At 40.6% G+C, this 23,329-nt stretch carries 21 protein-coding genes; 20 read left to right on the top strand and 1 reads right to left on the bottom strand.

The window, feature by feature from the left end; genetic code table 11:
• The first annotated feature begins 660 nt into the window (after positions 1-660).
• From T541_RS21670 to T541_RS0113155, 19 genes are all read left to right on the top strand, one after another.
• Positions 661-2,019: a hypothetical protein gene (locus T541_RS21670; protein WP_026653177.1), complete on the top strand. Its 1,359-nt coding sequence runs from the start codon at positions 661-663 to the stop codon at positions 2,017-2,019.
• The gene (locus T541_RS19640; RefSeq protein ID WP_051538251.1) at positions 2,003-2,653 is read left to right on the top strand and encodes a CHC2 zinc finger domain-containing protein; all 651 of its coding nucleotides are present in this window, start codon (positions 2,003-2,005) and stop codon (positions 2,651-2,653) included. The genes T541_RS21670 and T541_RS19640 overlap by 17 nt, the downstream gene beginning before the upstream one ends.
• A gap of 145 nt (positions 2,654-2,798) precedes the next feature.
• A complete protein-coding gene (locus tag T541_RS0113240) occupies positions 2,799-4,079 on the top strand; it encodes a VapE domain-containing protein (protein WP_034467175.1) in 1,281 nt (426 codons plus the stop codon).
• Between the two features lie 136 nt (positions 4,080-4,215).
• Positions 4,216-4,455, top strand: a complete 240-nt coding sequence (locus tag T541_RS0113235; protein ID WP_026653175.1) for a hypothetical protein — start codon at positions 4,216-4,218, stop codon at positions 4,453-4,455.
• A 47-nt stretch (positions 4,456-4,502) separates the two neighbouring features.
• Positions 4,503-4,865 (top strand): helix-turn-helix domain-containing protein, encoded by a 363-nt coding sequence (locus T541_RS0113230; RefSeq protein ID WP_242840787.1) that lies wholly within the window; start codon positions 4,503-4,505, stop codon positions 4,863-4,865.
• A gap of 60 nt (positions 4,866-4,925) precedes the next feature.
• The gene (locus T541_RS19635) at positions 4,926-5,573 is read left to right on the top strand and encodes a hypothetical protein (RefSeq protein ID WP_242840786.1); all 648 of its coding nucleotides are present in this window, start codon (positions 4,926-4,928) and stop codon (positions 5,571-5,573) included.
• Between the two features lie 57 nt (positions 5,574-5,630).
• The gene (locus T541_RS0113220) at positions 5,631-7,319 is read left to right on the top strand and encodes a recombinase family protein (protein WP_026653173.1); all 1,689 of its coding nucleotides are present in this window, start codon (positions 5,631-5,633) and stop codon (positions 7,317-7,319) included.
• A 737-nt stretch (positions 7,320-8,056) separates the two neighbouring features.
• Positions 8,057-8,851, top strand: a complete 795-nt coding sequence (locus T541_RS0113210; RefSeq protein WP_026653171.1) for a hypothetical protein — start codon at positions 8,057-8,059, stop codon at positions 8,849-8,851.
• A gap of 13 nt (positions 8,852-8,864) precedes the next feature.
• Positions 8,865-9,641, top strand: coding sequence for a metallophosphoesterase family protein (locus tag T541_RS19630; RefSeq protein WP_081779972.1), 777 nt, complete (start codon positions 8,865-8,867; stop codon positions 9,639-9,641).
• Between the two features lie 169 nt (positions 9,642-9,810).
• Entirely contained in the window at positions 9,811-10,413 is a 603-nt protein-coding gene (locus T541_RS0113200; protein ID WP_026653170.1) for a DUF6088 family protein, read from the top strand.
• A gap of 1 nt (position 10,414) precedes the next feature.
• On the top strand, positions 10,415-10,606 hold the full coding sequence (locus tag T541_RS0113195; protein WP_026653169.1) for a hypothetical protein: 192 nt from the start codon (positions 10,415-10,417) through the stop codon (positions 10,604-10,606).
• A 170-nt stretch (positions 10,607-10,776) separates the two neighbouring features.
• Entirely contained in the window at positions 10,777-13,332 is a 2,556-nt protein-coding gene (locus tag T541_RS0113190; protein ID WP_026653168.1) for an EAL domain-containing protein, read from the top strand.
• Positions 13,333-13,419: 87 nt separating this feature from the next.
• A complete protein-coding gene (gene glmS / locus T541_RS0113185) occupies positions 13,420-15,291 on the top strand; it encodes a glutamine--fructose-6-phosphate transaminase (isomerizing) (RefSeq protein ID WP_026653167.1) in 1,872 nt (623 codons plus the stop codon).
• Between the two features lie 260 nt (positions 15,292-15,551).
• Positions 15,552-15,713: a hypothetical protein gene (locus tag T541_RS21435; protein ID WP_155839524.1), complete on the top strand. Its 162-nt coding sequence runs from the start codon at positions 15,552-15,554 to the stop codon at positions 15,711-15,713.
• 111 nt (positions 15,714-15,824) lie between these two features.
• Positions 15,825-16,916: a PTS transporter subunit IIC gene (locus T541_RS0113175; RefSeq protein WP_026653166.1), complete on the top strand. Its 1,092-nt coding sequence runs from the start codon at positions 15,825-15,827 to the stop codon at positions 16,914-16,916.
• A 67-nt stretch (positions 16,917-16,983) separates the two neighbouring features.
• Positions 16,984-18,168, top strand: a complete 1,185-nt coding sequence (locus T541_RS0113170) for a cation:proton antiporter (protein ID WP_026653165.1) — start codon at positions 16,984-16,986, stop codon at positions 18,166-18,168.
• A gap of 181 nt (positions 18,169-18,349) precedes the next feature.
• Positions 18,350-19,666, top strand: a complete 1,317-nt coding sequence (locus T541_RS21910) for a tyrosine-protein phosphatase (RefSeq protein WP_051538249.1) — start codon at positions 18,350-18,352, stop codon at positions 19,664-19,666.
• A gap of 66 nt (positions 19,667-19,732) precedes the next feature.
• Positions 19,733-20,365, top strand: a complete 633-nt coding sequence (locus tag T541_RS19625; RefSeq protein WP_034467158.1) for an HD domain-containing protein — start codon at positions 19,733-19,735, stop codon at positions 20,363-20,365.
• 139 nt (positions 20,366-20,504) lie between these two features.
• Positions 20,505-21,008: an NUDIX hydrolase gene (locus T541_RS0113155; protein ID WP_026653163.1), complete on the top strand. Its 504-nt coding sequence runs from the start codon at positions 20,505-20,507 to the stop codon at positions 21,006-21,008.
• 510 nt (positions 21,009-21,518) lie between these two features.
• Here T541_RS0113155 and tnpA read toward each other — a convergent pair.
• On the bottom strand, positions 21,519-22,004 hold the full coding sequence (gene tnpA, locus T541_RS19620; RefSeq protein ID WP_051538134.1) for an IS200/IS605 family transposase: 486 nt from the start codon (positions 22,002-22,004) through the stop codon (positions 21,519-21,521).
• Positions 22,005-22,100: 96 nt separating this feature from the next.
• Between tnpA and T541_RS19615 the strand changes: the two genes are divergently transcribed.
• Positions 22,101-23,329: RNA-guided endonuclease InsQ/TnpB family protein (locus tag T541_RS19615; RefSeq protein WP_081779897.1), on the top strand; the 1,229-nt coding region annotated here is incomplete at its 3' end.

Raw genomic sequence — 23,329 nt, 5'->3', positions numbered from 1 at the left:
TTTTTACCCTCTACAATCAAATATCATATCACAAAACGAGATGTCGTTTTTATATTTATTTGAAGATAAAAAACGACGATTCGTGTATATGAAGGTTAGGCACCCATTTGGCTTTTAATAAGGTTAGAAAAACTGAATGAACGTTCCAAGTGGATACCTAACCCGGGGGAGTAGAAAGCTAAGCGATGATGTCTGGCAAACGGAGCGAGCCGAGGGTGGCAAAGACGACAAAGCCCAAAACAGTCTAAATGGCTAAAATGATCTTAGAGGATACTTGTCAGGAAAACATGAGGGGAGACGGCACCTTAAGAAAAAGCTTAAGGAAGAAGCAAAGAAGAATCGCAGCAGATTTGTAATTTGATAGTGAGCAAATGAATGGTCATCAGTTTCGGTAGCAGACTGATGACTTTTCATTTGGCCATTATCAAATGTGAAAATGAGTGCACGCATTTTCACGGAAAGGGGGTCAAGGGGGAATTACCCCATTGTCAGGTCGAGGGCGAAGCCCCGCCCAGTAGATGTGGTCGTTGCGACACATCGTACTGGGTATTTTTTGTCATCTTGGGCCTATGTAGCCCTTGAAGACGGCGCGGCGTTGCTGACAAATTTTTTACAAGAACTATAGTAACAATTAAATTTTTTTGGAGGAGATTTTAACAAATGAGAGTATCGAGGCATAATGGGAGATCCGGAGCTCATGGAGCTTACAATCCCAAACACAATGATAGAGAGTTCGAACTTGAAAAAGCTGAGGAACTTAAGAGAGAACTTACAAGAAACAATCTGTACTGGAATTGCATTGACAGGGAAATAGTAAGGCATGAGGAACTAAAAGAAAATGCTACTTCGTTTACAGATGTTGAGAAAGGTTTTTACGATTTGGTTTACAAAGGGTATGCTGAAGGACAGAATCAGAGGAACACTGAAGCCAGGCATCCTGAGCGTAACCGAACCACCGATGATCTTAGGATGAATCCGAAAACCTGCCCTGAGGAAACAATCTATCAGATAGGTAACATTGATGAACATGTTTCCTATGAAGTACTGGCAGAAGTTGCAGTGGAGTTTCTAAGCAAAATGCAGGAAAGATATGGAGACCATGTTCATATACTGGACTGGGCATTACACCTGGATGAAAGTACACCGCACATTCACGAAAGACATGTTTTTGATGTGATAAACGCTTACGGAGAAAGGCAGCCTAAACAGGAGCAGGCACTTAAGGAAATGGGATTTGAACTTCCTGATCCGGACAAAAAGCCGGGGAAATATAACAACAGGAAAATGTGTTTTGATGCTGAGTGCCGAAAGCTCTTTATGGAAATCTGCAAAGAACATGGTCTTCAGATAGATGAAGAACCTATATACGGTGGGCAGAAGTATAAGGAGAAAAAGGAGTATGTCATCGACAAGCTAAATGCAGATCTTGAGGAACTGACAAGCAAATATGAGGCAGCGCTTTCTGAGAATAACATTCTGGCAATCAGTAACGAGGAGTGCCGGGCTGACAATGAAAGACTTCGAGGGGAGAATGAAACACTGACAAGTCAGATTGAGGAACTTATGGACAGAAAAGAAAATCTGGAGCTAGAGATAGAGGATGTGGAAGGTCTTGTAGACAAGGTTTCGGATATCGCTTATGAAAAGGCTTGTGACAAACTTGTTGATGAAATAGCAAACGGTGTCAAGATAGAAGGTTCAAGAGAGATAGGCAGACTAAAAACACAGATTATGAATACCAGTAGTTTAGTCCCTAAGCCCATAAGGAAGGTTGTAATCGACCAGCTTACTAAGTTTCAGGATAAGCTCTCTGAAATTAAGGACAGGGTTGTCGCAGCAGTGAAAGAAAGACTGTCAGCAGCTTCAGTTAAGAAACAGTACGTCAGAGAGATAGCTTATGAAGCGAAGCCAAGTATCAATGAACTTCTTGAAAGAGCAAAATATAAAGCGCAGCAGGAGAATAAGCGGAGAGAACGTGAACGATCTACAAGAAGTAAGAAGCATGACATTGAAAGATGAGGGAGGTATCTGGGTGAGTATTTTTGATGAAATCAAGGAAAGGGTGACAGCTTATGATGTAGTTACCTATTATGGAATCATTGTGGATAGCAAAGGAATGTGTAGGTGCCCATTCCACAATGACAGGAATCCGAGCATGAAAGTGGATAAACGTTACCATTGCTTCGGATGCGGTGCTGATGGAGATGCAACGGATTTTGTAGCAAACTACTTCGGATTATCTGTAATTGAAGCAGCCAAAAAGCTCAATGAGGATATGAAGTTACAATTACGGATTGGGTGCGATAAACGGCTGTTTCCAAAATCTCAGGAGCAGATAATGCAGGAGAAGGAACAGGCTTGGAAGAAAGATGTTATAAGAGCTTTTAATATCTTAAGACGTGATGCAATAAACATCTTAACCAAGTACCACAAACTATTATGGGAATGGAAAAGAGAATATGGACCAGAAGCCATGAATGAAGGGGATGCCAATTGGCATCCTTTTTTCGTGGAAGCACTGGGAAAGTTGGAACATGTTAACGAACTTCTTGATGATCTGTCCTTTGGGGACAGAACCAAACAACTGGATGTTTTAGAAACTTATGGAGAGGAGATCAGGCGTATTGGGGAACGAATTAAACAGTTTGACTGAAGAAGAAATAAGTCGTATGGCAACAGTGTTTATGACATCAGGAATCATGGATGAAATTAAAAAGAGAGCTGTTGTTGATAAAGGAGATGGGAGAACTGGGGATAACCAAGATGAAATATCTAAGCAGAGGCAAGCAGTATTGCAAATGTTGGAAACAGATGCAAAGGGAATTCCTAAACAGACCAACAATAACTGCAAGATAGCGCTTCGTGAAGATCCGGTTCTTAAGGATGCTATCAGGTTCAATGAGCTTAATGAAAGAGTGGACATCATAAAGCCAATGCCCTGGAGAAGGACAGCCGATGCACTTACAGATGTAGATGTAGCCAATCTTATAACTTATCTTGAAAACTATTACGGCCTTAAGGTTGACAAGATGATAGAAAGGGCGATAAAAACAGTCTCTTTTGATAATCCCTATCATCCGATTAAAACTTATTGGGAGTCGCTGGTTTGGGATGGGAAATCGAGAGTTAGGTATGCACTGCATCATTTCCTCGGAGCTGATCTTTCAGAGCTAAACTATCAGGCATTGAAGATATTTATGCTGGCTGCAATAGCAAGGGTGTATGATCCCGGTCACAAATTTGACTATATGCTCTGTTTGGTAGGCGGACAAGGAGCTGGAAAGTCTACCTTCCTAAGATTCTTGGCTATCATGGACAGATACTTTACGGATGATGTTAAAAAGCTGGATGGTGAGGATGTCTTTGAAAAATTACAGGGGCATTTGATCATAGAAATGGCAGAGATGCTGGCAGCAATAAGGGCTGTGAACGCAGAGGAAATTAAGTCCTTTATCACAAGACAGGTGGATGTTTATAGAATTCGCTATGACAAATATGCAACTGAACATCCAAGGAAGTGTGTATTTGCAGGTACTTCCAATAAGAGGCAGTTTCTTCCACCGGATAAATCCGGAAACAGACGATTTATCCCTGTGGAGTGTCATGCAAGTTTAGCGGAGGTTCACATCCTTGATGATGAAGAAGCTTCCCGAAAGTATATTGAGCAGATGTGGGCTGAAATGATGGTGGTATACAACTCCGGAGACTATTCTCTTACTCTTTCCAAAGAGATGAAGGAGGAGCTGGAGATCCTTCAGGAAGACTTTGTTCCAGAGGATCCCATGGAGACAGAGATTCGGGATTTCCTTGACTTAACTAAAGAAAACCATGTATGCGTGAGTATGCTTTACTATGAAGCTCTTAAGCATAATAGGGATTTTGACAAGCCTAAGCAGGGCGAAGCAAGGATCATTGCGGATATCATGGATAATATCCCAGGTTGGGAGAGAGTTACTTCCCATAACTTTGCAGATTATGGAAAGCAGAGAGGTTGGAAGAGGGAAGGGACTCATCCTGCAGAGGATAATCCTGATGGTTTTGTCCAGGTTACGGAGCAAATGGAGATTCCCTTCAAGTGAAACGTAAACTGATAAACCGATAAACTGAGAAAACTAAAAAGTTTTCACAGTGTGTAACAAGAAAAAAGTTTTTTAGAGCCGGTTTACGAAGTGAGTTTACCGCTTCTCTGCCGGCTCTTTTCAAAGGAGGATAATAATGAGTAAGAAAAATGTTGTGATAATTGAGAAAAGAGATGAATGGAGTGCATTTGGTGAGTTCCTTGCCGAAATCATTGCAAAGTATTCAGATGAAGTATCGTTGGATGATCTTCCGGATCCTGATGTGTTCTTTGCAAGAAAATATATCAAGGATGCCTACAAAGCATATATGCGCCACGTTAGGGAAATTACCTGTGAAAAAGCAATGGAGAGCATTGAATATGTATTGGTGGGATGATATTATAAACGTAGCAACGAGATGTATAACGCTCGTATATACGGAGGATGATAATCGTGATCATAAGCGAAAGAATATTCAAGATATTACAGGAACGCGGCATTTCACAGGCATCTTTTGGCAAAATGGTTGGTCTTTCCAGCAGTACAATAAGTGATTGGAAAACAAAAAAGACAAATCCTTCAGCAGAGAAAATAATGGATATCTGCGCTGCTCTGGACATCACTCCGGAGCAGCTTCTTACAGGGGATGGGATCGATGATGATTTCGCAAGGCATAATGATATGGAAGTAAGCTTTGAAGATAAAGAGATGCTTGTTGAGTATCATGGTCTTGGGGAAGAACAGCAAAAGAGGCTGATGGCTTATCTGAAGACTTTGAAGAAACTTGAGGATCTTGAGAATATCTGATTTTGAAATGTTAATTTGGCATTTCAATTATTATAAAGTGTTCAGATGTGAACATTTTTGTTGGGGAAATTTAAGGTCACAATTAGTGCCCTTAAAAAATTATTATTAAAAGTTAAGGGAGGAATACCATATTCAATGGTTAATAACGGTTTTACTGATAGATCAAGGATTATGACTGATAAGAACGGAAAGGAGATAGTTGTAATCGACGAAATCAGATTTAAAGGAAAGCGAGCAATTAATTGGGATGATGTAAAAGATTATCTCAAGCAGTTTGTTGGGAGAAACTATACTATTTCTGACACAAAGGATCTCATTTACATCGGAAACGATCTTCCTAACGAGTACGCTGGTTCAGAATACACTTATAAGCTAAACGGTGCAGTGGCAAAAGCTAAAGCAAATGCTTCACAGGGAATTCCGGAATTGATAACGACTGCAAAAGGTAAACATTTCCGCGAAAATAATGAGGAAAAGCACAGTAGAAATGCAAAATATGGGTGGTACAGGTATGACACCAGGTTTGCGATTCCTGTGTATGCTGAAGATGGGACTGTAGAGAGATATAATGCTTTTCATGCATCTCTTATTGTTAGACACTCTGAGGATAAGAAAATGTATCTATATGATGTTATAGACGTAAAAAAAGAAACGAGCAACCCGCTTGAGCACCTAAGCGCTGTACACGACACAAAACCCATTTCTTGATTATAAGATACAAAGAATTTGGGGGTTAGTCAAGTATTTTTTGAAAGGATTTGATAAATGACAAACAAGCAGGAAAAGATTAAAGTCTATCTCTATACCCGCGTATCCACTGCAATGCAGGTAGATGGTTATTCTCTTGAAGCTCAGAAAGCTAAGATGAAGGCTTTTTGTGAGTTTAATAACTATGAAATTGTCGGAGAATATGAGGATGCAGGCATTTCCGGTAAATCCATTGAGAATAGGATAAAGTTTAACCGCATGATGGATGACATCAAGACTATGAAAAATGATGTCTCATATGTGCTTGTTTTCAAGCTTTCTCGATTTGGAAGAAATGCAGCTGATACACTCAATTCTCTTCAGGTCATGCAGGATTTCGGCGTTAATCTTATATGCGTAGAAGACGGATTGGATTCATCAAAAGATTCCGGCAAACTTATGATATCTGTGTTATCTGCTGTTGCAGAGATAGAGCGTGAAAATATCCGTGTTCAAACCATGGAAGGGCGTATGCAGAAAGCAAGAGAAGGTAAGTGGAACGGAGGCTTTGCTCCGTATGGGTACAAACTTGTTGACGGAGCACTTGTAATAAATGAGGAAGAAGCTCCGGCAATTAGAACTATATATGACCTTTATGTTAATCACAACATGGGTGTTGCCGGAATTGCCAGATACCTTGACACTCACGGCATCAGTAAGATTCCCAGACAGAACGGAAAGAGCACACTGTTTAGTACTGCTGTTTTGAAGCAGATATTACGTAATCCAGTTTATTGTGGGAAAATAGCTTATGGCAGGAGGCGACTTGAGAAAGTCCATGGGACAAGAAATGACTATCATCTGGTCAACCATGATGACTATATTCTGGTTCCTGGAATTCATGATGAGATAGTTACAGAAGAAATATGGGAACAGGCGCAAATTATCCGTCAGGCAAACGGGGAAAGGTATAAACGATACAATAGGGTAGAGGATGAAACTATTCATTTGCTTTCCGGGATAGTTAAATGTCCTGTTTGCGGTGCGGGGATGTATGCCAGCAAGTGCACAAAGCGTAAAAGCGATGGCTCTTTTTATAAGCATTTTTACTACTATGGCTGCAAACATCGTCGCAGTGACAGAGGCCATAAGTGTGACTATAAAAAACAGATCAATGAGGAAATCCTTGATGCAGCAGTCATGGAGGCAATTTCTAAAACAGTACAAAATAAAAAATGTGCAGATTTTCTCAGAAGCAAGATTAATAGTAAGGTTGATGTTTCTGATCTAGATGCGGAGCTTGAAGCACTCGGAAAACAATTACGCCAGCAGAATAGCAGAAGAGACATAATCCTAGCTGATATTGATAATTTGGATGTTGATGACAAGCATTATAGTCGTAGGAAGACAGACTTGGAAAACAGCTTGTATAAAGTATATGATAAGATAGATGAGATTGAAGGTCTTATCATAGAATCAAGAGCCAAGAAAAGGACGATAATCTCTGATAAAATGTCTGTAGACAATATTTATAAGTCTATTATCTACTTAGATAAATTCTTTGATAAGATGAATCAACAGGAACGCAGAGACTTTATTGAGCATTTAGTGAGCGAGGTACAAGTTTTTCCGGAAAGAACTGCGCTGGGGCAATGGCTAAAGTCCATCAAGTTCAAGCTTCCGCTTCTTGAAAAGGATATGGAAATAAGTTTGGACAAGCATAATCACGTTGAGACCGTCGTCTTACTCACCAAGACAACCGCATAACCATGCGGGTTTAATGCGGCTTTACAAGGAAACATGTCGACTAAACAGTTTTCTGATCACAAATTCTAACAAGATATTCTAATAATTGCGGCTGACTAAGCTTTTAGTCTGCCGCAATCTTGAACTTTTGATTCTTAGCAGACGTTTTATTCAAAGCTTGTCTGCTGCAAATCCAATTTTTTTATATAGAACAGACATATTTATTGGTGTTTGTCTGCTTGATACCTATATTTAGGAATATCAGCAGGCTAGAACAATTGAATTTGTCTGCTTGAATTTGAGGGTGCTGTATTTAAGCAGACCAAATGCCTTCAAATAGCCTGCCTAAATATGCATTTACGCATTTGCCAGCAGACATTAGGGCGAGGGATAGTCTGCCGAAGTGCAGTATTTATGGCAATAAAGCAGACACTAGGGCGAGAGATAGTCTGCCGAAGTGCAATATTTATGGCAATAAAGCAGACACTAGGGCGAGGGATAGTCTGCCTAAGTGCAATATTTCTAGCAAAAAGGCAGACAGTACACTGATAGACAGCCTGCCAAAACCGCAAATACATAACGATAGGCAGACATATGAAGGCAGACAAATAAAGACATACAAATAAAGACATACAAATAAGGCAGACAAATAAAGACATACAAATAAAGACATATAAATAAAAACACACAAGTAAAAGCAACATACAAAAGAAAAACTTGTAATAGAAATAACAAATAGAAGGAGAAGTAACAAGTAAATGAATGGTTTAAAAGAATTACTAAAACATGAAGAGGAGAAACTGCAGGCGGTAAAACTTGTAGTAGATAATAGGCTTAAGAATGTTCCAGATGGTGCATTAAGAATAACATCAACCAGAAAGAGTCAAATACAATACATGCATTGCACTGAGCAGGACAAAAATGGGCAATTCATAAAGAAGGAAAACCAAGAACTGGCATTTAAACTAGCTCAAAAGTCGTACGACCAAAAGGTACAAAGGTTAGTAGAAAGGCGCATTAAACAAATCAAGAAGCTTAGTGATGAATATAACGACAATGAAATTGAGGATATATATGACCAGTTACATCCAGTAAGACAGAAGCTTGTCATTCCAGTAGAGAAGCCATGGGAGAAGCGTCTTGCTGAATGGAAAGACATCCCCTACGTAGGAAAAGAGTTTTCTGAGAACATTCCAGTAATCTACACTAAGAAAGGGGAACGTGTCCGATCTAAATCCGAAAAGATAATTGCAGATACATTCTATGATTTAGGCATTGAGTACAAATACGAATGCCCATTGAATCTTAAGGGAGTAGGAACTGTCTACCCTGATTTCACTATTTTTAGGAAAAGAGATGGTAAAGAAGTTTACTGGGAACATGATGGTAGAATGGATGACCCGTCATATGCGGAAAAAGCAGTACGGAAGATCAACTCGTATATTGCAAATGGCTATTTTCCAGGGGATAATCTAATAGTATCTTTTGAATCTTCGGGAAATGTGCTTAACGACAGGATTATAAAAAAGATGATTTCTAAATACATTTTTTGAAAGGATTTGATAAATGAAAGTACTTGTAATTCCGGATATACATTTAAAATCCTGGATATTTGACAGGGCAGAGGAAATCCTAAATGCAGGTAAGGCAAATAAAGCAGTGTGCCTCATGGACATACCTGATGATTGGGGAATGGAACTCCGTGTGGATAAATACCGAGATACTTTCGATAGGGCTATTTCTTTTGCCAAGGATAAACATGAGACATTATGGTGCTATGGAAATCATGATGTTAGTTATCCCTGGGGCAAACTTGAAACAGGCTACTCACCATATGCTGAAAGAACTGTCATTTCAAAGTTAGAAGAACTCAAGGATTCTCTGCAGGAAAAATCACAGATTGCATTTATACACAGGATTGATAATGTACTATTTATGCATGGTGGGCTGACTGCGGAGTATGTCAGCAGATTAAATCCTGTATTGCTGGATGCAGATATAGATGAGGTTTTGGAAGCAGTAAACAGTGCATCAGATAAGTACCTATGGAATGATGAATCACTGCTTTGGTACAGACCGCAGTATAAAGATGTGGAGGCTTTTAGGAAAGAAATCTACACGCAGGTGATTGGCCACACTCCGGTTAAGGAAATCTACGAGAAGAATGGCTTCATTTCTACGGATGTATTTTCTACATATAGTGATGGAAGGCAGATTGGAGAATCAGCCATGATTATTATTGATACTGAAACCAGGAAATACGAAAAGGTTCCAGTTATGGGGAAACTTGGATATAAAGTTTGTACGGTTACAGTTGGTGAAGAAGAGACAAAGACATGCTAAGTATAGAAAAGCGCTGAAGGTGGTTATTTCCATTTTGGAAACAGCCACTCATCATAATAGCCGCAGCAGATCGTCAGATAAACTGCACAATTTATCTGACGAAAAAGGGTGTTTGCGTATTGAAAAAGTGTCACGATAATTGTATAATAATCGTGACAGGAGGAGCGAAATGGCTACGACTATTTCTAATGAAATCAACAATAGAATATTAGAAGCAGAAGATGGTGCTATTTTTCTTACATCTGATTTTTCAGACTTGGCAAGTAATACTACGGTTAGAAAGTGCCTTGGAAGACAAACGGAAAAGGGCAACATCAAAAGGGTTATGGATGGTGTGTATGAAAAGCCACGTTATAGTTCTTTTTTGAAAGAAATACTTCCTACGAATCCAGAGGCAGTTGCCTATGCTATAGCCAGAGGATATCATTGGAATATTTCTCCTGCAGGTGATGTTGCGCTCAATAAGCTGGGGCTTTCTACGCAGGTTCCTTCTGTTTGGGTTTTTGTTAGTGATGGCCCATATAGGGAGTTTGAAATAGAGAATGCGAAGCTTTCGTTTAAGCATAGGACTAATAGAGATATCAGCAATATGTCGACCTTAACTGTGATGGTTATAGAAGCCTTAAAGACATTAGGAAAAGAAAGAGTAGATGAAAGCGTAATAAAAACTCTTAGAAATAAGATTGCTCATGAGGATAAGGAGTTGATACTTATGGAATCGGCTGACAGCGCGGAATGGATACATGAAACTATAAGGAAGGTTTGTTGTTAATATGAGAAAGGTAGCCACAGCAAGTGACCAGGATAGAAGGGATCTTTTTGAAGCAACTGCTGCAAAGGTAGGAATAAGAGCAGATGCAATAGAAAAGGACTTTTGGATTTGTTTCCTGATAGATCATCTTTTTAATGAAAGCAGTTTTAAGGATATATTTGTATTTAAAGGTGGGACAAGCTTAACTAGATAGAAAATCCCATAAAATTGTAAAACCTACATCATATTATGATGTGGGCTTTTCTTTTTTATAAAAGTTTAATATAGTTCATTCTCTTATCGTTGTAGAATAGATATATAGACTAAAATGCGTAAACATTGCACGATAAAACGTCAGGTGATTCTGAATTCATGAAAAAAGTCATGAGTAAAAAGAAACTGAATAGCTACCTTGTCAAAAACTTCGACAGGGCAATCAGTGAAGACTGGATAGAGACCTATTACCAGCCTGTTGTTCGTACGTCCAATGGCAGAGTATGTGAAGATGAAGCTCTTGCCCGTTGGGAAGATCCTGAGATTGGCGTTCTTAACGCTGCTGAATTTGTGCCAGCCCTTGAAGAAGCTGGAATAACTGAAAAGCTAGACCTGTACATTCTTAATCAGGTTATCGATAAAATGAAGAAGCAAAAGAAGAATAAGCTTCAAATCGTTACTACTTCTATCAATTTCTCCCAAGTAGATTTCCAAAGTGGCGATATTGTTGAGCAGATAGACAAGATCGTGTCCAAGGCTAAGATAGCAAAGGATAAGATCGCTATTGAGGTGTCCGAAAGTTCAGTTTCCGTGAATTTGGATAATACACTGGATCAGCTTCATCGTCTTCAGGAGCTGGGGTATAAGATTGAGCTTGACGATTATGGCTGTAGCGATATTTCCCTTCTTCTTTATCCTGATGTTCATTTTGACAATGTAAAAATAAATATCACTTTGACTAGACTTGCTACAAAATACCCAAAGGCAAGGATTGTCCTTTCAGAGCTAGTAAAAACAGCTGGAAAGATTGGTGTAGAAACCACAGTTAAGGGGGTTGAGACAAAAAAACAGTATGAATTCCTTAGTGAGCTTGGCTGTGCCAAACTTCAGGGCTTTTATTATTGCAAGCCCATTTCACTTACTGAAGTTTTTGACAGATACGAAAAAGGATTACAGATTGGCTTTGAGAACCCTGAAGAAAGCGATTATTATTCAGCTGTAGATAAGATAAGCCTTCATGACATTTCATTTATAAGAGAAAAGCCAGGAATTGATGCGGATTTATACGATTCCCTTCCAATGGCTATTTTTGAGGTGGATGAAAATAGCTTTACAGTAATGAGGCAAAATAGCGCCTGCATGGAATACGCCCAGCATAATTTCCCTATTTATAACAAAAAGGTCTATATTCCTTTTAGCGATGCTAAAGGAAATGGTCCTGGAACATATACAATCAATTCGATTAAGAAGGCATCTCAAAGTAATGAATTAGTTATTATTGATGACAGAAACTATGGAGGCAAAAATATCCATATCCTGCTTCAAAGAGTGGCTCAAAATCCTGTTACAGGTAGGAATGCAGTTCTTTTTGCAGTTATTTCTGTTAATGACATTGATAAGACAACAGATGCCCTTACCTATAACTACATTGCCAGGTCCCTTTGTGAGGACTATGATGCTATGTACTTTGTGGATCTGGAGACCAATAATTTCGTGGTTTACACATCAGATGGTACAAACAGAGAGCTTAGCATCGAAAAACATGGTGAAGACTTTTTTAAGGACGCAATCGATAATAAGGATGGCCTTATCTATGAAGAAGATCTCGAGATGTTCAATGAGATCTGCACAAAAGAAAATATCATTAAGAGTATCGATAATCATGGCGCTTTCTCCATAACCTACAGGGCTAATGACAAAAAGGGCGTGCACTATGTGAATTTCAAGGCTGTAAGGGCTAAGGGAGACAATAAACACATAATCATTGAAGTTAGTGATGTTGATGATCAGGTTAAGAAGCAGCAGATGTTTGCTACCCTCCAGGAGGAAAAAATAGTCTATTCAAGAATAGCTGCGCTTGCAGGTAGTATCTTTGCTGTTTATAGCGTGGATATTGCTGATAATAGCTACATTGCATATAAGACACAAGAAGGAGTAGGCCTTATTGGTGGAAAACAAAAAGGCGAAGATTTCTTCGAAGAAACAAGAATAAGAATAAAAGAACTCATACTTAAGGAAGATTACAAGGAGTTTGAAAGAAGAGTTAAGAAGGATAATATCCTTAATACCATCGCTAAAGATGGTACCTTTGAGCTTAGATACAGTCTTATTATAGCTGGTGAACCGAAATACGTAATGTTCAGGGCTGTTGTCATCAAGGAAAATGACGAGTCCAAGCTTATCGTGGGACTTATAGATATCGACGCACAGGTTAGAAAGGATCAGAAGTATAAAGAAAACCTTTCTGCGGCAGAAGATCTGGCCTTAAAGGATGAGCTGACCTGTGTTAAGAATAAGCATGCCTATTCTTTGGCACAAAAAGAGATTGAAGATAGCCAGAAAGAGGGTAAAAACCAAAAGTACGCTATTGTTGTCCTTGATATTAACGGACTTAAAAAGATAAATGACACCTTTGGACATCAGATGGGCGATGAATTCATCAAGGAAGGCTGCAGAATAATCTGTGAAATATTTGCCCACAGCCCTGTATATCGTATTGGCGGAGATGAATTCTCTGTTATAGCCAAAGGAAAGGACTACGATAACATCAAGTCATGCCTTGCTATGATAGATATCAGGAATAATTCAAATAAATTAGACGGTGCAGTTACCGTGGCTTTTGGAATGGCAAAGAATCAGGAAGCCTGCTCTTTTACCGAAGTCTTTGAACTTGCGGATGAGAGAATGTACGATAAAAAGAAGCGCATGAAGAGTAGCTTATATTAAAAAAATCAACTTTCACTACCATTATTTACATTGGATGGTATAATGGTAGAGATAATTTGACTTTTAATAAATAGGAGCATTATAAGTATGTGCGGAATTGTAGGATATGTAGGACGTAAACAGGCAGCCCCAATCTTGTTGGATGGCCTTTCTAAGCTTGAATACAGAGGATATGATTCAGCTGGACTTGCAGTTAGAGACGGAGATCACAACACAGTAGTAGTTAAGAGTGTTGGAAAGCTTGTTAACCTTGCTAATAAGACTAATGACGGTAATGCCATTGCTGGTTGCTGTGGTATCGGTCATACAAGATGGGCAACCCACGGAGCACCAACTGAGGTCAATGCGCATCCACACGTAAGTGGTAAGTATGAGCATTCAGGCCACGGTGATGTTGATTCTGAGGTTGTTGGTGTTCACAACGGAATCATCGAGAACTTTCAGGAGATGAAGGACAAGCTCACAAGAAAGGGCTACGAGTTCTATTCAGACACAGATACAGAGGTTCTCATTAAGCTCGTTGATTATTACTACAACAAATATAAAATGGGTCCAATCGACGCTATCGCTAAGACTCTCGTAAGAGTACGTGGCTCTTTTGCCTTAGAGGTAATGTTCAAGGACTATCCAGGTGAGATCTACGTTGCCAGAAAAGATTCACCTATGATCATCGGTGTAAGCGAGGATTCATCATATATTGCATCAGATGTACCAGCCATCCTTAAGTATACAAGGGATGTTTACTACATCGACAATATGGAGATGGCTAAGATCACTGGTGGTAACGTTACTTTCTACAACCTTGATGGTGATGAGATTGAAAAAGAGCTTACAACTGTAGATTTCTCTGCAGAAGCAGCAGAAAAGGGCGGCTTTGAGCACTTCATGATGAAGGAGATTCACGAGCAGCCTAAGGTTGTATCAGATACTATCAACAAGTATATCAAGGGAAAAGAGATTGACCTTTCTGAAGTTGGTATTTCAGATGAGGACATTAAGAATATCAATCAGATTTATATCGTGGCTTGCGGATCTGCTTGGCACGTTGGAATGGAAGCTCAGTACGTTATCGAGGAACTTACAGATGTTAACGTAAGATGTGAGCTTGCTTCTGAGTTCAGATACAGAAAGATGAATCTTGATCCTAACGCTCTCGTAGTTGTTGTTTCTCAGTCAGGTGAGACAGCTGATACATTGGCAGCCCTTCGTATGGCTAAGGAAAAGGGCATTAAGACCTTGGCTATCGTTAACGTAGTTGGTTCTTCTATTGCAAGAGAAGCTGATTACGTAATGTATACACTGGCTGGTCCTGAGATCTCAGTTGCAACAACTAAGGCTTATAGCTGTCAGCTTATCTGCGGATACTTCCTTGCACTTAAGCTTGCTCAGGTAAGAGGTACATTAGAGGATGCCAGCAAGATGGAATACTATCTTGACGAAATCAAGAGTATCCCTGAGAAGATGACCAGAATTCTTGATGAGAAGGAGCGTATCCAGTGGTTCTCAGCTAAGTTCTCTAACGCTCAGGACATTTTCTTCATCGGAAGAGGCATCGACTATGCAATTTCCCTTGAGGGAAGCCTTAAGATGAAGGAAATCAGTTATATCCATTCTGAGGCCTACGCTGCAGGAGAGCTTAAGCACGGTACAATTTCTCTTATCGATAAGGGAACCCTTGTTATCGGTGTTCTTACACAGCCAGATCTCTATGAGAAGACTGTTTCTAACATGGTTGAGTGTAAGAGCCGTGGAGCATATCTCATGGGTCTTACAACCTATGGAAGATACAACGTTGAGGATCAGTGCGATTTCACTGTATATGTACCTAAGGTTGACGAGCACTTCATCGGAAGCCTTGCAATTATTCCTCTTCAGCTTCTTGGATATTACACCAGTGTTGCTAAGGGTCTTGACGTTGATAAGCCAAGAAACCTTGCTAAGAGCGTAACAGTTGAGTAATTCATACTAAACACAATAACATACGTAAATAATAAGGGCTTGCGCCAGTGTTTTCCGAATGGAAACACCAGCGTGAGCCCTTTTTTCTGTTTAAATTGTTTTTGTTGAAAAAAATTATCGCAATTTAATATTTTCGGTAACCGAAATATAGTAAATTGTTATGAAGTATTGTCGTTAAGTGGATTCAAAGGAGATAGTATGGAAGTTCTATTCCGTGGAAACTTAAAGCTCGTATCCCCAAGATTTTGTCAGCGGTTATTATGATCATTATGATAGCTCTTTTCTACTCAAGGGCATCTAAGAACAAGATCTACATAGCTGTGATCCATTACGAGGGCGTGGAGACGGGAATTGTGAAAAATGCTGCAGACCTTAGCTGGTCTGCAGTTTTTTTTATTCAAGCGCACTCACGCGATATGTAATTTGTTGCATAAATGCAACCGCGTTCGGCGCAATTTATATTTAATTCACTAAAGCAATATAGTATAATCGTGGGGATGCTTAAATATATTACTTAAGGGAGAAATGAGGGTATGAAAAAGAGTCAGAGTTTTTTGAAGAGGAAAAACATTGAGATTTCCTTGAAACGCTATGGTATTGATGCGCTGGGGGCAATGGCGCAGGGTCTTTTCTGTTCGCTTCTTATTGGAACAATCATTGATACCATTGGCAAGCAGTTTGGTATTAGCTTTTTGCAGGATACTGTTGCAAACATCGCTGGTAAAGAATATACGGTAGGCGGACTTGCCAGTGCTATGAGTGGCCCAGCCATGGCTACAGCTATTGGATTTGCACTTGAATGTCCGCCACTTGTTCTTTTTTCAATGATCACCGTTGGTTTTGCTGCTAATGCTCTAGGCGGAGCAGGCGGTCCTTTGGCAGTTCTTTTTGTAGCTATTATTGCTGCAGAGTTTGGTAAGGCTGTTTCTAAGGAGACCAAGGTTGATATTCTGGTTACACCCCTTGTTACAATCGGAGTTGGTATGTTTTTCTCATGGCTGATAGCACCACTTCTTGGCAAATTTGCTATGTGGTTTGGTAAAGTCATAATGGATGCTACTGAGCTTCAACCACTTCTTATGGGAAGCGTAGTTTCAGCCCTTGTGGGAATTGCACTTACACTTCCTATTTCTTCAGCAGCTATCTGCGCAGCCTTTGGACTTACCGGTCTTGCAGGTGGAGCAGCTGTAGCTGGATGCTGTGCTCAGATGGTGGGCTTTGCTGTTATCTCATTTAAGGAAAATAAGTGGGGCGGTCTTGTTTCACAGGGAATTGGAACAAGTATGCTCCAGATGGGCAATATCATTAAGAATCCAGCTATCTGGATTGCACCTACATTGGCATCTGTTATCACAGGACCTATCGCTACCTGTATATTCAAGCTTCAGATGAACGGTGCGCCAGTATCTTCAGGCATGGGAACCTGCGGATTAGTTGGACCTATTGGCGTTTACACAGGATGGGTTAACGACGTGGCAAGCGGAGCAAAGGCTTCAATTACAGCCCTTGACTGGATCGGACTTGTGCTTGTATGTTTTGTTCTTCCAGCAGTACTTTCTCTTGCTATTCATGCAGTTGTTAAAAAGCTCGGTCTTGTTAAGGACGGAGATATGAAGCTGGCATAAGGGGTTGCCAGCAGTGGTATAATAGTACTTGTGAGTTGGGGTGGAATATTTGAAATGGAGTATCAAAATGGACACACTAAGTATTTTAAGGGATTTGGCGATCATTATTATTTCTGCGAAGTTTATGGGAATCGTAGCCAGGAAGCTCAAGGCGCCTCAGGTTGCCGGCGAAATCATTGCAGGCCTTCTTATTGGACCTACACTTTTTAACCTGGTTACAACAAACGACTTCCTTTCAGGCATGGCTGAAATTGGCGTAATTCTTCTTATGTTCAGCGCTGGCCTTGAAACAGACATTGACAGTCTTAAAAGATCCGGCATTAAGGCAACAATCCTTGCCTGCACCGGTGTTGGAATACCACTGGCTATGGGAACAGTTCTTTTCATGGGATTCTACGGATTTGCTTCTCCAGGAACTCCTGAGTTTATGCAGGCTCTTTTCGTTGGAACAATCCTTACTGCTACATCTGTCAGCATCACTGTTCAGGTGTTAAAAGAGCTTGGAAAGATCTCTACAGATGTGGGAACCACCATTATGAGTGCTGCTATCATCGATGACGTAATCGGCATCGTTGTGCTCACTGCAGTTCTTGGACTTAAGGAGCCTGGCTCCAACACGGGAATGGTCTGCATTAAGACAGTTCTTTTCTTTGCACTTTCATTGGTTGTGGGAATCATCGTATTCAAGATCATGAGAAGACTTGATGCAAGATGGCCTCACACCAGAAGAATTCCTATCATGGGAATGGCTCTTGCCTTTGTATTTTCTTACGTGGCAGATAAGTACTTTGGAGTTGCGGACATTACCGGCGCCTACGTGGCAGGCATAATCCTTAGCTCCCTTGAGGATTCAGAGTATATCGACAGGAAGATGGATATCAATTCCTATATGATCTTCGGACCTGTATTCTTTGCCAGCGTTGGTCTTCAGACCAATCTTAAGGATATCGATATGACTATCCTGGCCTTCTCTGTAGCCTTTGTTGTTGTGGGACTTCTTGGTAAGGTGCTTGGTTGCGGAACAGTAGCTAAGCTCCTTGGATACAACTTAACTGACAGTGCTAAGATTGGCGTAGGTATGATGACGCGTGGAGAGGTTGCTCTTATCGTTGCCCAGAGAGGCTTAAAGGCGGAGATTATAGACAGTAGATATTTCACAGCAGTAATTCTACTTATCATCACAAGCTCAATTCTGACGCCTATTATCCTTAAAGCTATCTATGCTTCGGATGAACGAAAGCAGAATTCTTGAGGATAAGGATATTTGAACATATTTTTAAAATAGTGTGAAAAGTGCGAAAAGGCTCAAATCAGTGTGGTTTGAGCCTTTTTCTTATGCTATGATATTAGACATGAGTCAATGGGGACGATTCTAAATGACTTGTTTTGGATTGGGGAATATCTGAATAATACGTGTACCACAAGGAGGAGTTATGGCATCAAGTATCATGCATATAGCGGTAATTAACGAACTAACTAAGAAGTACACTTTCAAAAATGTGGATCGCCTTAAATTTGGGGCAGTTCTTCCTGACGCAGGTCAGAAGCAGGCGGGACATATTAAAACAGGACTTTGGGGATATAATAAAAAGGCTTATGACTTTGAGCTTTTTAGGACTAAATTTGGGGATCTAATGAAGGAGGATGACCTATATCTTGGTTATTACCTTCATCTTGTGCAGGATGCCTGCTACAGGCATTTTGTCTACGATAAGCACCACTGGAATTCACATACACCGGGAAATGTTGAGAAGCTTCACAACGATTATTCAATAATCAATAGTTATGTTGCTGAGAAATATCAGCTTTGCAACGATGTTGTTGTGCCATCCGAATTTGATAAAGAAAAGATCAATGAGATCTGCTTCTATGATGTGAAGTGGTTCATGGATTCATTGGATAAGTATTTCAATGAGGTTCCGGAGGGAGACATTTTCTTTTTCACTAGAGAAATGGCAGATGAATATATAGCCGAGGCAGTGGAGGCCTGTGAAAAAGAGCTTACGGCTCTTAAGGAGGGCACGCGCCTCATTAGCGGCTACGATACAGCCTGGGACAACATGCCATATTCACTTCTCGAGACCACACAAAATACTAGAGATCTTGGTGGCTACAGAGTCGATGGCACAGATACATTAACTAAATATGGCCGCGTTATCAGAAGCGACGTTGCCAATTACCCTTCAGAAAGAGATATTGAGTATCTTAAAGATAATGGCATCACTACCATTATCGATATGAGAAACGGTGAGGAGAAGGAGCGTAAGCCTCATGGCCTTGCCGGTGTGGAAGGCTTTGAGTATCACGATATTCCTATCGAGGAAGGAAGCGGCGTTCCTGAAAGCGTAGAGGCTGTGCCTTATAGTTACTACAAGATCGCTCACTCAGAGAATCTGGTCAAAGTGTTTAAGACAATTGCTGATGCAAAGGGGAGTGTAATGTTCAACTGTAGCGCCGGTAAGGACAGGTCTGGGGTGACGTCAGCTCTTTTACTGTGGCTCTGTGGCGTCAGGAAGGCAGACATCGTCTTCGATTACATGAGAACCAAGCTCAATATCGCGGAGCGCTTTGAACTGATTCACAAGAACTTCCCAGATCTTGATATGAACATCGTTATTCCTAACGAGAACAATATGTACGTATTCTTCGACCTTCTTAAGGAGAGTCACGGCACTGCCAAGGCCTTCTTTGAAGCCATCGGAATTGACGCTGCGACCCAGAAGAAAATCGTTGCCAAGATGGTACATTAGGGACGGTTCTGTTTGACTTGGAGTCACAGGGGACGGTTCTGATTGACTTGTTTTAGAGGAGGAATAATGTATCCAACAATAGAAGAAGCGTTAAATGAATTGAAGATTGCAGAACAGCTTAATCCTGGGCCATGGGTTAAGCACTCGATAAATGTAGGAATTGCTGCTCGTAACATTGCTGAGAAAGTGCCAGGGATGGACGCAGAAAAGGCATATGTAGTGGGTACTCTCCACGACATCGGACGCCGTGCGGGAATCACTGACATTCCAACCCACGTCTACGACGGCTACAAATACTGCATGGAGAAGGGCTGGGATGAAGCAGCTCGTGTCTGCATGACTCACTCATATCTTTTTATGAAGGATGAGTTTGAGGGGTACGAGCCTAAAGAAGAGCATCTTAAGGTTATTAAGGAATATATCTGTAGTCTGGATGGAGCCGACGATTATGACAAGCTTATTCAGATCTGCGATTCCATGGCTGTTGACTATGGCTTTGTAATCATGGAAAAGAGATTTGTTGATGTTACAAGACGTTACGGCATCATGGAAGACTACATTCAGGGCTGGGAGAAAGCCTTCGAGATAAAAGAGTACTTCGAATCTAAGATGGACTGCTCTATCTACGATGTACTTCCTGATATTGGTAAGACATCTCTTTTAACACCTGAGCCATGGAAACCAGGAACTCAAGCATAGCAGTCAACGGGGACGGTTCCAAATGACTCCAAGAAATAAGTCGAAGAGAACCGTCCCCAGTGACTTACAAGAAATAAGTCAAAGAGAACCGTCCCCAGTGACTTACCCAGTGACTTAATGATATACGAGGAGGATGATTATGGAAAAAGAATATAACTGCGGATTTACTGAGGACAACAAGTGGTTCAGATACCGCGCTGCAGCTATAATTGTAGAAGGTGACAGCGTCCTCTTTGCTGGAAATTCTATAGACGACTATTACTACTCAATTGGCGGAGCGGTCCACATGGGCGAGACTGCTGAGGATGCCGTTAGAAGAGAAGTCTTCGAAGAGACTGGCGTTCACTACGAGATAGACCATCTTGCGGTAATTCACGAGAACTTCTTTAACGAGAACAAGGGCGGCCTCAAGGGCCTTGACTGTCATGAGATAGCTTTCTATTTCCTGATGAAGCCCCGCGGAAGCCGTGAGCTTAACAGCCATAGTATGACCCAGGGCGTTGAAGAGAAGATGCACTGGCTCAAGATAGCTGACCTGGACAAATATAGATCTTTTCCCACATTTATGAAGGACTATCTGCAGTCAGAACACAGCGGCGTTGAGCACATCGTATCGGATGAGAGAGTTGAAGGGAACCAGTAAGGGACCGGGCCCAATAAAGCCTCCAGTAAAGAGGTCAGTAAAGAGTACATTGAGTTGATTTCAAAGAAGATATCATTGAATTTACGGCTCTTTTATCAATTTCTTTGAAAAAGATGTCCATATTTTTTAGGACGTCGTCTTTATTCCAATTATCTTTAAAAAAGCAGTAGAGAATTGAAGGTCGCGTACGAATTCAGAGATAATCCTACTGCTTTTATTTTTAAAATCTGATTTTAGCAGTAAGTGGGCATGTAGAAGATAGTATTGAATAGCAAATATATGCCATTCTCTACTGCTCAAAAAAAGAAAATGATAATAAAGACGTTGCGATTTTTTATATGGACATCTCGAATTGGGAAAACTCTAAAAAAGCCGTAAAGTGTAATAGCGTTGCTGAAGAGCTGTTATCAATAGCAAGTATAGAGGGAATCAAACATAATGAACAAAGAAGATTTATAACAACGTGCGAGAAAACTCCTTCCGATGAAATCGGTTGTGGGATGAATCGCACTAGCTTTTCTTTTTGTATTTTCCCGTCTTAATGTATTTGCGTTTGTGTTCTTCTGTTCGTTGTTCTTCAATGTATTTCTTAACAGTATCAAGAGAAACACTTCCTGTAGTGGCACAGAAGTAACTTGCACTCCAGAAGGGTGAATCTCCCCATAGATACTTTTCTACATGAGTCCTATATGTATTTCTCACTTCTTTAGAAAGTTGTGATTTTAACGAGTTGATGAGCTTTACAGGAGCCACATCAGGTGGCATGGAGATCAGCAGATGCATGTGATCGACATCGGTCTCTGCTGAAATGAGTTTGCTGTTCATGCGTCCACAGAGGTAAGCGGCGTAATTCTTCATGAAATCACCGATCTCATCTGTGATCACTTTCTTTCTGTATTTAGTCACGAAAATCACATGGTAAGTGAGTTTGTATACGGAATGTGAGCCTCTTCTGTACTCGTTCAGGATATCTGATTCCAGCATCGATTTCTGCATAAATTTACTCCTTATCCTAAGAGAACATTTGTTTGTGATTTTCTGAAATGTGTGCTATAATACTAACTATAGAATACTGATAAGGAATTTTCAACCGTGTACAGAACAAGGCAATACAGGATAAGCAAAAACCACATACTCTATGACTACTGCAGGGATATCTGCAGATCATCAGCCATTCTGTACAACAGGGCAAATTTCATCTTAAGGCAGTATTCTTCATCGGTCGATTCAATGGCCATGTTCAAGCCTCTTTTCCCAAACCAGATGGTAGTTTACAGGCTCGTAAGGGATAGTCTCTTTGGAACCAAATATCTAGGTGACAGCAAGTGGCTCTCATATAATGCCCTTGATCATCTGCTAAAGGTAACAAGGGATAAGGCATACTATGCCCTTCCGGCCCAGGCTAATCAGCAGATATTAAAGCTCCTTCTTAGGGACTATAAGTCTTTCTTTGAAGCTGTAAAAGTATATGGAAGGAATCCTGAGGCCTTCACGGGGCGTCCCAGGATGCCGGGGTATATGCCTTCCGGTTCATTCAAGACATCTGTCCTTACGAACCAGATATGCAGGCTCAAAGATGGCTGCCTTAAGTTTCCCGGAACCAGGGATACTCTGTCTCTTGGTCAGCTCCCGGAAGAAGTATGCCTTAAGGAAGTACGCATAAAGCCCAGTGGAAACAGCTTTGTCCTGGATGTAGTTCTTTCAGTGCCTGACAAAGGGATAACCCCCATGGCTGATAAGGATATCCTCGCTGACCTTTCGGCTGTAGAGGATCTGAAAAATCTGAGAGTTATGGCTATCGATCCCGGAACTGACAACATAGCCGCTGTAGCAAACACTTTTGGTGCAAGACCATTTGTGATAAAGGGAGGTATGATCAAGTCAATCAACCAACTTTACAACAAAGAGATGAAAAGACTCTCTTCCTGTGCCATGACATGTAACAAGAGGTACAGGACAAGGAGGATGAATTCTCTTACTGAAAAGAGGAACAGAAGGATAAAGGATCAGTTCCATAAGGTGAGCAGACAGCTTGCTGACTATGCAAGGGATAACCATGTAGACATAGTGGTGATGGGACATAACACATACCAGAAAAAGGAAATAGGTATAGGACATGTCAATAACCAGAACTTTGTGCAGATACCAATGCTGATATTTGCAGACATGCTCAGATACAAACTTGCTGAATATGGTATAAGGTTTGTCCTTACAGAAGAAAGCTACACATCAAAGGCAGACTACCTTGCAAAGGACTATATCCCTGTATATAAAAAGAATGCGAAGGATAACCCCACTTTTTCAGGAAAGCGGATACAGAG

It is taken from the genome of Butyrivibrio proteoclasticus P6B7, assembly GCF_000622085.1.
In the GTDB taxonomy this organism is placed as follows: Bacteria; Bacillota; Clostridia; order Lachnospirales; family Lachnospiraceae; genus Butyrivibrio; species Butyrivibrio proteoclasticus_A.
This window is presented reverse-complemented; position numbering and strand designations above follow the sequence as displayed.